At 40.4% G+C, this 12,330-nt stretch carries 8 protein-coding genes; 5 read left to right on the top strand and 3 right to left on the bottom strand.

What is annotated here, in order from left to right; translation table 11 throughout:
* Nucleotides 1-9: 9 nt before the first annotated feature.
* Together LU635_RS07300 and LU635_RS07295 are read right to left on the bottom strand one after the other, a co-directional pair.
* Nucleotides 10-1,578, bottom strand: a complete 1,569-nt coding sequence (locus LU635_RS07300; protein WP_240097691.1) for a beta-N-acetylhexosaminidase — start codon at nucleotides 1,576-1,578, stop codon at nucleotides 10-12.
* A gap of 11 nt (nucleotides 1,579-1,589) precedes the next feature.
* Nucleotides 1,590-2,840: a sugar MFS transporter gene (locus tag LU635_RS07295; protein WP_240097689.1), complete on the bottom strand. Its 1,251-nt coding sequence runs from the start codon at nucleotides 2,838-2,840 to the stop codon at nucleotides 1,590-1,592.
* Nucleotides 2,841-3,129: 289 nt separating this feature from the next.
* Here LU635_RS07295 and lepA point away from each other — a divergent pair, with 289 nt between their 5' ends.
* On the top strand, nucleotides 3,130-4,926 hold the full coding sequence (lepA, locus tag LU635_RS07290) for a translation elongation factor 4 (RefSeq protein WP_240097687.1): 1,797 nt from the start codon (nucleotides 3,130-3,132) through the stop codon (nucleotides 4,924-4,926).
* A 126-nt stretch (nucleotides 4,927-5,052) separates the two neighbouring features.
* Nucleotides 5,053-5,811: a YebC/PmpR family DNA-binding transcriptional regulator gene (locus LU635_RS07285; protein WP_240097685.1), complete on the top strand. Its 759-nt coding sequence runs from the start codon at nucleotides 5,053-5,055 to the stop codon at nucleotides 5,809-5,811.
* A gap of 2 nt (nucleotides 5,812-5,813) precedes the next feature.
* Here LU635_RS07285 and LU635_RS07280 read toward each other — a convergent pair whose 3' ends face one another.
* Entirely contained in the window at nucleotides 5,814-7,682 is a 1,869-nt protein-coding gene (locus LU635_RS07280; protein ID WP_240097683.1) for a cation:proton antiporter, read from the bottom strand.
* A 165-nt stretch (nucleotides 7,683-7,847) separates the two neighbouring features.
* Between LU635_RS07280 and LU635_RS07275 the strand changes: the two genes are divergently transcribed.
* From LU635_RS07275 to LU635_RS07265, 3 genes are read left to right on the top strand one after another with little or no spacing between them, the layout of a single operon-like run.
* A complete protein-coding gene (locus tag LU635_RS07275; RefSeq protein ID WP_240097681.1) occupies nucleotides 7,848-8,711 on the top strand; it encodes an MBL fold metallo-hydrolase in 864 nt (287 codons plus the stop codon).
* 7 nt (nucleotides 8,712-8,718) lie between these two features.
* Entirely contained in the window at nucleotides 8,719-10,404 is a 1,686-nt protein-coding gene (locus tag LU635_RS07270; protein ID WP_240097679.1) for a S8 family peptidase, read from the top strand.
* Nucleotides 10,405-10,411: 7 nt separating this feature from the next.
* Complete coding sequence (locus tag LU635_RS07265) at nucleotides 10,412-12,298, top strand: M1 family metallopeptidase (protein ID WP_240097677.1); 1,887 nt, start codon at nucleotides 10,412-10,414, stop codon at nucleotides 12,296-12,298.
* Nucleotides 12,299-12,330 lie beyond the last annotated feature (32 nt).

Below are 12,330 nucleotides of genomic sequence, written 5' to 3'. Positions count from 1 at the left end.
TCAAGTTTTTTATTCGGCCTCCGGCATAAATCCGGAAAAAACCCCTTCTCCCCTGTCAACATTCCATTCAATATCAGGACTCGCAAAGTAATTGATATCCAAATAATCAAGTCGGTCCCCATGATGCCCGAGTCTTTCCTTAAAGTTAGTAAAATCCTTACTTTCCTGCACTGTCCAGCCCACTTCAGAAGTAGCAATTGTGCGAGGCCATAATCGATTATCAGCTATATCATCTGAAGTGATAAGTTCGGTCCAAACCGGTGCTTCCACCCCAATTACATTAGGGTTATCAGGATTAAAATTATAGGCATCCTCAAGAGATACTCCTCTTTCCTGACACCAGTTATTGGTGTTTTCCTGGCCCGGCACATTTGCATGATCAAAATAGAAGTTAGTGCAGATAGATTCGATGATCCTGACATCCACTACATTTTCTGTCTTGCCATTCCAGCGCTGACTGATAAAATCTAGATTTACCGGGGCCTGGGTAACTTCTTCCCAGCCTATCGTGGTCTTTCCGTTCATCCGTACTATAGAATCGGCCTTTACAACAAATTCCTTATATCGATCATCTTCGATCTCATCCCCTCCAATATGGATATATTCACCGGTAGTGATTTCCGAAAGTTCAGCAATTACTTCTGATACAAAGTCATAGATCTCCGGTTTTTCCAGACAGAATTTGCTCCATCCTACTGTATATTCATGAAATAACTGAGGCGGAGTGGCCAACCTGGGTTCAAGATTAGAAAATTCCTCACAGTTTAACTCGGGATAAGCTATCAGGGCCGCGTAAATATGACCTGGCATATCGATTTCAGGAATAATCGTAATGTTTCGTGCTTTTGCGTAGGTCTGCAGTTCCTTATACTCTTCCTGAGTAAGGAATCCAGAACGGCCGTTCTTTACGGCACTCTTTCCTCCCACTTCAGTTAACTTGGGCTTACTTTTTATTTCTATTCTCCATCCCTGATCATCTGTAAGATGCAGGTGCAGTTTATTCAGTTTGTACAGCGCCATCCTGTCGATATGTTTTTTCAGGTATTCAGGCCCAAAGAAGCTGCGAGCAATATCTATCATGGATCCTCTCCATCCAAAACGTGGTTTATCTTTTATCTCAACCTGCGGAAGTCTTATGGGATCTGAAATTTTTCTTTTTTCAATTTCAGAAGGCAGCATCTGCCTGAACGTTTGTATGGCATAAAATAAACCTGAGTTGGTAGCCGCCGTGAGATATACAGTATTTTCAGTGATTTTTAATTCATATCCTTCTTCTCCCAGACTTCCATGAAGTTCGTCTTTCAATTCAATTGAAAATCCCAGACAGTCTCCCCCGGTCATCATATAACTTTCCACATAAGTATTTGAAAGTAATTTCTGAAGCCAGGCCGCAGATTGTTTTGCGCCTGAATTATAACAAATAACCGCTCGTTCAGGTAATAAGAATGAACCTTCCTCCCAACTTATCTCAGTTGGATGAGGAATAATAGCGGGTTTGGAAACATTTGTTTTTTGTGCCACCAGAATCCCGTTAAAAAGGATAAAGATGGCCAGGAGTTGTATTTTTTGAATTTTCATAAAGTATAATTTTATCTGATTTTGTAACCTTTTGCTGCAAAAAACCATATATACAGATAGCAGGGAATCACAACTATATAAGCCATTTGTGGGTTCAGGTTATCGGCAAGTAATCCATAAATAAGAGGTATCACTGCCCCTCCTGAAAGTGCCATGATCAAGAAAGAAGATCCTATTTTTGTAAACCTGCCCAGACCATCAATAGCAAGTGGCCAGATAGCCGGGAAGACCAATGCGTTGGCAAGACCCAGTAAAGAAACACATAGTACAGATACCACTCCATCGGTTATAATTGCAGCAATCCCAAGAATAATTCCTAAGATTCCCGAAATCTTTAATGCTTTTTGCTGGGAAATATATTTTGGGATAGTTACAATACCTATCAGATAACCAACGATCATGGCTCCAAGTGTAATACTGGTAAAGAATTTAGCCGTGGCAAACTCAATATCCTGTGCAGCTCCGTAACTAATAACTGTATCCCCCGCTATTACTTCTACCCCTACATACAGGAACATTGCAAAGGTTCCTAAAAGTAAATGCGGAAATTGTAAGATACTGGTTTTGTCTTTATTGGCCGCTGCTAAAGTTTCATCTTCAGAATCGGTTTCTATTTCAGGCAGGGCTGAAAAATATATAAGCACGGCAAGTCCTATAAGAACTACAGTCATAATGATATATGGTGTAATAACCCTTCCGGATAAAGCGTCCAGTTCTTCGACTTTCTGAGCCGCACTCATTGTGTCCAGCCTCTCTACCAGTTCATCTGCATTTTTCAGGGCAATGGCACCCAGAACAATCGGTGCGATCACACCGGCAACTTTATTACAGATCCCCATTATACTGATACGCTTCGCCGCGCTTTCAATAGGTCCAAGTATGGTGATATATGGATTTGCAGCTGTTTGCAGGATGGCCAGTCCTGTTCCCTGGACAAAAAGTCCCAGAAGGAATAATATATAAGTACGGCTCATCGCTGCAGGAATGAAGATGAGGGTTCCCACCGCCATAACCAGTAAACCTGCAGACATCCCGTTCTTGAATCCGGTGAGCTTTAATACCCTCGAACTTGGAATGGCCATTACCAGGTAAGAAATATAAAATGCGAAAGCAACCAGGTAAGACTCAAAATTGTTTAGTTCACAGGCTATTTTTAAATAAGGGATCAATACTGAATTCAGCCAGGTAACGAATCCGAAAATGAAAAAAAGGATCCCGATAATTACGATAGACCTGCTGGTGTTTTTTGAAGTGGCTGCCATGATAAAATTTTCGTTTTATTTTAAACCTTATGCTATTACAAAAAGACTTAAATTTAGTTTTGGTAAACTTCCAATAATTAATACTATTTACAAAAAAAAGAAACTTTTTTATAATAAGTTATCACTTAATCCACTTTTTTAAATAAATAATATAGTATATTAAAATTTTTACCAAAAGTCCCAATAAAGACAACTTGTGCAAACTTTCTTTTTTAGAGTACTAAATAAACTATATTTGTACTCTTAAACTCGCCTGAATCGAGCAGGGAAATTGATTCAAAATTTGGAGATGAAGAATATTCGAAACTTTTGCATTATAGCTCATATTGACCACGGAAAAAGTACGCTGGCAGATCGACTTTTGGATTATACCGGATCTGTTACCGAAAGAGAAAAACAGGAGCAGCTGCTTGACAGTATGGACCTGGAAAGGGAACGTGGTATTACCATAAAAAGTCACGCCATTCAAATGGATTATATCCACGAAGGCGAAGAATACATACTAAATCTTATAGACACTCCCGGCCACGTGGATTTCTCGTATGAGGTATCACGATCCATTGCGGCCTGTGAAGGCGCATTGCTGGTAGTAGATGCTGCACAGAGCATCCAGGCACAAACCATTTCAAATCTTTACCTGGCTCTTGAAAATGACCTGGAAATCATTCCGGTTTTGAATAAAGTAGACCTTCCAAGTGCCAATCCAGAAGAAGTTACCGATGATATTGTAGACCTTTTAGGCTGTGATCCTTCAGAAGTAATCCCGGCAAGTGCGAAGACAGGACTGGGGATCAAAGAAATTCTGGATGCTATTATAAACCGGATTCCGCCACCTAGTGGAAAAGTAGATGCTCCATTACGAGCGCTGATATTTGACTCTGTTTATAACCCTTTCAGAGGTGTTGAAACATTTTTCCGAGTCATCAACGGATCCATTAAGAAGGGACAGCATATCAAATTCGTGAATACCGATAAGAATTACTATGCTGATGAAGTTGGGACACTTAAATTGAAACAACTTCCGAAGAAAGAGATAAAAACAGGAGATGTGGGTTACCTCATTACGGGAATTAAGGATGCTCGAGAAGTAAAGGTGGGTGATACCATAACCGGGGCCGATAATCCTACCACAGAAGCTGTTGCAGGTTTTGAAGATGTAAAACCAATGGTTTTTGCCGGAATCTACCCTGTGGATACCGAAGATTATGAAGAACTTAGAGCATCGATGGAAAAACTTCAGCTTAATGATGCTTCGCTTGTATTTACTCCTGAAAGTTCCGCGGCCCTTGGATTTGGTTTCAGATGTGGGTTCCTGGGGATGCTTCACCTAGAGATCATTCAGGAAAGACTTGAGCGTGAATTCGATATGACTGTTATTACCACAGTTCCTAACGTGTCTTATCATGCCTATACCAATAAGAATCCTGATGAAGTGATTCTGGTGAATAATCCTTCAGATCTTCCTGAACCCTCCACATTAAACAGGGTTGAGGAGCCTTATATCAAAGCAACCATAATTACCAAAGCCGACTATGTAGGAAATGTAATGTCGTTATGTATTGAAAAAAGAGGGGAGATCACAAATCAGACTTATCTAACTACTGAAAGGGTTGAGCTTACTTTTGATATGCCGCTGGCAGAGATAGTATTCGACTTTTATGATCGACTAAAAACCGTTTCCCGGGGTTACGCTTCCTTCGATTACACTCCTATCGGAATGCGTACTTCCAAGCTTGTAAAGGTAGATGTTCTGCTTAACGCAAATAAAGTGGATGCCCTTTCCGCCCTCCTGCACGTTGATAATGCCTATGACATTGGAAAGAAAATGTGTGAGAAGCTAAAAGAGCTTATTCCAAGGCAGCAGTTCGATATTCCTATCCAGGCAGCAATTGGAGCTAAGATCATCGCAAGGGAGACCGTAAAAGCACTTAGAAAGGATGTTACCGCAAAATGTTACGGAGGGGATATCTCCCGTAAGAGAAAGCTTCTGGAAAAACAGAAAAAAGGTAAGAAGCGTATGCGTCAGGTTGGAAATGTGGAGATTCCGCAGGAAGCATTTATGGCGGTCCTTAAATTGAACGATTAAACTATAAGAGATTCAGTCTTATTTTATCAAGTTTTTAACCTCAGGGATGCAGAATTTCTGGGGTTTTCTTTTGTTCTTCAAATTCTTATTTTTGTAATTCTCACGTATAAATTCTAAAGAAATAACATGGCCGGACATAGTAAATGGGCAAATATTAAGCATAGAAAGGGAGCTCAGGATAAAAAAAGGGCAAAACAATTTACAAGGGCGATCAAGGAGATCACCGTAGCCGTTAAAGAAGGAGGAGGTCCCGATCCTGAAGCCAATCCAGCTCTTAGAAATGCCATTCAAAATGCCAAGGGTGTGAACATGCCTAAAGACACTATTGAACGTGCTGTGAAAAAGGCTAGCGGTGCCGATGCTGATAGTTATGAAACAGTAACATTTGAAGGTTACGGCCCCAACGGAATCGCAATCTTTGTTGAATGTACTACTGATAATACCAACCGGACGGTGGCTTCGGTAAGATCAATTTTTTCAAAAAATGGCGGAAACCTGGGCACAAACGGTTCTCTGGAATTCCTTTTTGATAAAAAAGGTGTTTTCGTGATTGAAAGAGAAAAAATTGAAATGGATCTTGAAGAGTTCGAACTGGAACTTATTGAAGGCGGGGCCAACAAGATTGAAAAGGATGATGAGTTCATTACTGTCTTTACTGAATTTACCGACTTTGGACTCATGTCTTCAAAGCTGGAAGAGCTTAATATAGAACCAAAGAATTCTGAAGTCCAGAGGATTCCTCTGAACACGGTGGAATTACCTGTTGACGACGCAAAGAAAATACTAGATCTGGTTGAAAAGTTCGAAGAAGACGATGATGTTCAAAACGTGTATCACAACCTTGAGATCACTGATGAACTGATCACAAGAATGGAAGCCGAATAAGATTAATCGGCTCCTATATTTTCTTCTATATTCTCTTTTTCCTCGCTATCTCCTGGTTCCATTTGTTTACCCAGATAGACCATCATATAGCCTTCCTCTATATCTACTTCGATACTATTGGAGGGGATAATACTTAATTCTCCTTCTGTGTTCTTTACAAAAAGAGGGATAATATCGGGATCGGTTTTACTTATTTCTATAAGGCCTTCATAATGCTCTTTTGAATTCAACTGAATTTCATGAATCGAAGGATATTTTCTGGCCAGGTTGGTGAGTTTGATATAATCATCTGTCTGCGAGAACAACCCTTCTTTAGGATTATTTTCAGGATCGTACATCTCGTCCGGAGAAACCACTCTGAAAGAACCATTTTCGCCAAAATGTTTACGGAATTTATCTATCGCATTGAGGTTTACCTCGGTATTCCCTGTCATAGCCATCAAATAACCTACATCACTAAGTTCTATATTATTAATAAGATCATCAGAATATACGTTCTCCTGAATAGCATCCAAGCCAAGCTCCTTGGCCTTTCTAATGTTAGCTCCGTTGCTATCTACCAGTACCACGTGCCTGTTATTCTTTTTTAGGTAAGAGGCGATTAATCGGGAAATCGTGGAGGCTCCAATGATGAGGATTCCCTGAGAATTTTTCAGGAATACGCCAACAAGCTGCGCCACATATCTTGCAGTAGTAGCATTTAGTAAAACGGTACCCAACACTATCATGAAAACGAGAGGAGTAATATATTCTGCCCCTTCCACACCCTGATTGGCCAGTTCAAGACCAAAAAGCGAGGCGATACCCGCTGCAACGATACCCCGGGGTCCAACCCAACTTATAAACAGTTTTTCATTTGTTTTGAGGGATGAGCCTATACTACTCACAAATACGCCAAGTGGACGAATAATGAACACAACCGCAGCAAATAATATGATGGCATTCACATTATAAACCAGTAAGAGATCTTCGATGTTTATATTGGCTGCCAGTAAAATAAACAGAATTGAAATCAAAAGAACGCTCAGAGATTCCTTAAAATAAAGTAGTTCTTTAAGATTTGGAAGGTTGGTATTACCCATCACCATACCCATTACCACCACAGCAAGTAATCCGCTTTCATGGGCAAATAGGTCCGAAAGAACAAATACCCCAAGCACAGTGGCCAGCGTAAGGACGTTCAGAAGATAATGCGGAATAACATTCTTTTTTATGGCAAAAGCCAGGGCATGAGCGAAAGTAAAGCCAAAAGTAAAGCCAAATAGCACGATCTTACCAAACTCTATCAATGCAGTTGAGGTAAATTCAGTTCCGGTACCTGCACTTATAAACTCGAACATCAAAACGGCTACAAGAGCTCCAATAGGATCAATAAGAATACCTTCCCATTTTAGAATGGCAGAAACATCCTTTTTTAAAGGGATATTCCGAAGTATAGGGGTAATAACGGTAGGACCGGTAACTATAACCAGTGCGGCAAAAAGAAAGGCTATCTGCCAGCTAAGATCAAAGATGAAATGAGCTGCTATCCCTGCTCCAATAAAGGTTACAATAACGGCTATAGTGATAAGTTTGACTATAACCGGACCTACATTGAGAATTTCACCCTTTCTTAAGGTGAGCCCTCCTTCAAAAAGTATTATTCCAATAGCGAGAGAAACGAAATAAAAGAGGCTGTCACCGGGAAATAGTCCGGAACTTCCATTCCATATTGGCTCAATAAGTTTCGAGCCGTCTTCGGTAAAAAGAGTGGAGATTGGGCCCACAGCCAAACCTACCAGGATCAAAGGCAGGATTGCCGGGATCTTAAATCTCCATGCCAGCCATTGCGCAAGTATCCCTAAAATTATTATTCCCGCTAATTCGATCATACACGTGTGCTTTACTTATAAAAGCTAAAAATATTAAAAATGTTTTACTCTGAAAGCTTATTATGCCAAGCCTTTCAATAAAAATATCCTGTTAAATGAATTGAAAATAATTAGAAATCGCTTTTAGATTTTCTATTTTGCAGGGGAATTTTTAAAAATTTCACCATGACACTTTATCCCGTTGAAGCCGGAAACTTCAAACTGGATGGAGGTGCAATGTTTGGCGTTGTACCTAAAAGCCTGTGGAACAGGACCAATCCGGCCGATTCTAATAATATGATCGATATTGCAGCGCGTTGTTTACTAATAGAAGAGGGCGATAAACTGATCCTGATTGACACCGGAATGGGAGATAAGCAAAGTGAAAAGTTCTTTAGCTATTACTATCCCTGGGGCGATCATAGCATCGATAAATCCCTGAAAAAATATGGATTCCATCGTGATGAGATTACCGATTTGTTCATGACCCATCTTCACTTTGACCATTGTGGTGGAAGTATTCAGTGGAATAAAGACCGAACCGGTTATGAACCTGCCTTTAAGAATGCCCGTTTCTGGAGCAATGAGGAACACTGGCTCTGGGCGACCCAGCCTAACGAACGCGAAAAAGCCTCTTTTCTAAAAGAGAACATCATTCCTATGGAGCAAAGCGGAAAGCTTCATTTCCTGGAGAGAGAGAAAGATGAAGTCTTTTCCGAAAATAAAGAGCTTGGCTTTGGCGTGCTATTTGTTGACGGACATACCGATAAACAAATGATCCCACACATAGATTACAAAGGTAAAAAGCTGGTCTTTATGGCCGATCTGCTTCCAACGGCAGGTCATATTCCTTTACCTTATGTGATGGGTTACGATACGAGGCCCCTGCTTACACTCCCGGAAAAAAAGAAATTTCTGGAAACTGCGGCTAATGATAATTATTACCTGTTTTTGGAGCACGATGCCCATAACGAGATTATAACTCTAAAACACACAGAAAAAGGAATAAGACTTGATAAAACCCATACTTTTAACGAGATATTTAATTAACAGAAATATGAAAATCCCATTTTTTAAAGCGTTTTTATCAGTATTAGCCGCGGGAATCCTTACCTCCTGCAGCAGTACTTCACCAAAAATAGTTTCAACCCCTATAGAGAATATAGATTCTATTCCGCTCAAGATTACAGATCTTTCTGAAACCGAGCTCAAAGGCTGGGGCGGAGCAGATCTTACAAAAGATACCATCCCTGGAATGAGCGTTGAAAAAGCCTATAGCGAAATCATTAAAAACAAAAAACCTTCTCCTGTGATCGTCGGGGTGATAGATAGTGGTGTGGATATCGCCCATGAAGACCTTAAAAGTGTTATCTGGACCAATGCAGATGAAATTCCTGGAAATGGAAAGGATGATGATAATAATGGGTACATAGATGATATACATGGCTGGAATTTTCTTGGTGATGCAGTTGAAGAGAACATGGAGTATACCCGTATCTACAAAAGGCTTAAACCAAAATATGAGGGCAAACCTGAAAGCAGCATCAGCACTGCAAACAGGGAAGAATATAATCTTTACCTGGCGGCAAAAGCAGAATATGAGAAGGAATATAATGAAACTGTTCAGACAAGGGATCAGTACCTACAGATTAAAGAACAGTTAACGGCTGCCCACAATGCTGTTTCAGCAGAATTGGGTACCGAAGACTATACCAAGGAACAGCTTTCAGATTTTAAACCTGAAACCCAACAGCTTCAGCAGTATAAATCCATGCTCACCCAAATTCAGTACAATGTGAATGAAAATATTCCCGAGGCGCTTGAAGAACTTGAGGAAGCCATAGAATACTATGCCGGAAGACTGGATACTCATTTCAATATGGAATTGGACGGAAGGGCTAAAACTGGTGATGATCCATATGATATCGCAGACAGAAATTATGGAAACAATGAGGTTTCGGGACCAGAGCCTGATAAAGAAAATATAAAGCATGGTACACATGTTGCGGGTATCATAGCTGCCGACCGTTCCAATAATATTGGAATAAAAGGGGTATCGAATAATGCCAGGATTATGGCAATAAGAGCTGTTCCGGATGGGGACGAGTATGATAAGGATATTGCGTTAGCCATAAGGTATGCCGTAGATAATGGTGCAAAAGTGATTAATGCCAGTTTTGGTAAGTATTTTTCAACTAATCCGGAATGGGTAATTGATGCTATAAAATATGCAGCAGAGAAGGATGTCCTTATTGTGAGAGCGGCTGGTAATGAAGGCCTCAATCTTGATGAGAAAAGAGTATATCCAAACGATCAGGATCCACAGAATACTCTGGAAGTGGCCGATAATTTTCTAAGCGTTGGAGCACTGAATTATGAGTACGGTTCCGGGCTGGTAGCAGATTTTTCAAATTATGGAAAATTAAATGTTGACGTTTTTGCTCCGGGAACCAAGATCTGGTCTACAACGCCAAATAATGAATATGACTATCTGCAGGGTACTTCTATGGCTGCTCCGGCGGTAAGTGGAATTGCAGCTATAATCAGGGGATATTATCCCACGCTTACAGCGGCTCAGGTAAAACAGATCATTATGGATAGCGGACTTACAACTAATGCATCTGTGATCGTTGGAGGTGACGGCAACGATACACAGAAATTTAAGGAATTATCAACTTCCGGAAAGATGGCAAACCTTTACAATGCATTAATTTTAGCCGACCAAATCGCAAAAAACAAATAAAATTAAAATGAAGAGAATACTTTTTAGCTTATTAATTATTTCAACCGGGCTTTTAAATGCTCAGAATAACACTTCCTACTGGCAGCAACATGTAGACTACAAAATGGATGTAGATATGAATGTTGAAAACTTCCGGTATACAGGAACTCAGGAACTCACTTATACGAACAATTCACCGGACACCCTTAATCGGGTTTTCTATCACCTGTATTTTAATGCATTCCAGCCGGAAAGTGAAATGAATGCAAGACTAACAAGCGTACCCGATCCTGATGCCAGGATGACCATGAATAAAGGTACAAAGGAAAACCCTGAGATAGTTAGTAGAATTTCGGAGCTTAGTCCGGCCCAGATTGGTTATTTAAGAGTAAATTCCTTAACACAGGATGGTAAAGAACTACAATATGAAGAGGTTGGTACCGTGCTGGAAGTGGAACTTGCGGAACCAATTCTTCCCGGTGAAAAAACTACTTTTAATATGCAATTTGAAGGTCAGGTACCTGAGCAGATAAGAAGATCCGGGAGAAACAGCACTGAAGGAATTGCCCTTTCCATGAGTCAGTGGTATCCTAAATTAGCTGAATATGATTTTGAAGGTTGGCATGCAGACCCTTATATAGCCCGTGAATTTCATGGTGTTTGGGGAGATTTTGATGTAAAGATCACGATCGATAAAGATTATATTCTTGGAAGTACGGGATATCTTCAGAACCCACAGGAGATTGGTTATGGATATGAACAAGAAGGAACCAAAGTAAAAAGAAAAGGAGATAAGTTAACCTGGCATTTCGTGGCTCCAAAGGTTCACGATTTTACCTGGGCAGCCGATCCTGAATATATACACGATAAACTGGTTGCTGAAGATGGAACTGTCCTTCATTTCCTTTATAAGAATAAAGAAGAACTTAAAGAAAACTGGAAGAAACTTCAGCCAAAAACCGCTGAATTACTTGCTTTCTTTAATGAACATATAGGGCCGTATCCATGGGATCAGTACTCAGTAGTTCAGGGTGGCGACGGCGGAATGGAATATGCCATGCTTACACTTATCACCGGTGAGCGTTCTTTTGGAAGCCTCGTTGGGGTCACCGCCCATGAGATGGCCCATGCCTGGTTCCAGCATTTGATGGCTACCAACGAAAGCAAACATGAATGGATGGATGAAGGTTTCACTTCTTATATTTCCAACGAAGCTGAAAATGTGATAATGGGCTCTTCTAGTCCAAATCCTCACACTAACTCCTATAGAGGCTATTATTACCTCGCTAGATCGGGTAGAGAACAACCCCAAACAACCCATGCCGATCGTTATGCTATGAATGGCCTGTATGGAGCCTCGGCATATTCAAAAGGAGCGGTATTTCTTGCTCAGTTGGAATATGTGATAGGAGAGGAGAACCTTGCCAAAACCCTGAATCGTTATTATGATGAATGGAAATTCAAACATCCCACTCCCAATGATTTTATCAGAATTGCCGAAAAGGTTTCAGGAGCTGAACTTGACTGGTATTTGACTGACTGGACGCAAACTACCAATACTATTGATTATGCGATTGATTCTGTTGAAGAAAAAGGAGAAACTACGACGGTAATTCTTCAGAGAAAAGGTTTAATGCCAATGCCTGTTGAAGTTGATGTTACCTATGCAAATGGATCTGAAGAAACATTTTACATTCCTTTACAAATGATGAGATGGGAAAAGCCTGCTGAAGAAGAAGTAAAATGGACAGTGAAAGACGACTGGGCATGGGGATTCCCAACCTATCAGCTTGAAATTCCGGTTGCAAAAGAGAGCATATCAAGAATAGTAATTGATAAATCTCAATTGATGGCAGATATCAACAGGGATAATAATAGCTGGGATAAGTCTGGAGAAGAGGATTCCAGCAACTAAAATCAGATTTTACACAATTTTTAAAACCCTTT

Source organism: Christiangramia crocea (assembly GCF_022410465.1).
GTDB classification, from domain to species: Bacteria; Bacteroidota; Bacteroidia; order Flavobacteriales; family Flavobacteriaceae; genus Christiangramia; species Christiangramia crocea.
This window is presented reverse-complemented; position numbering and strand designations above follow the sequence as displayed.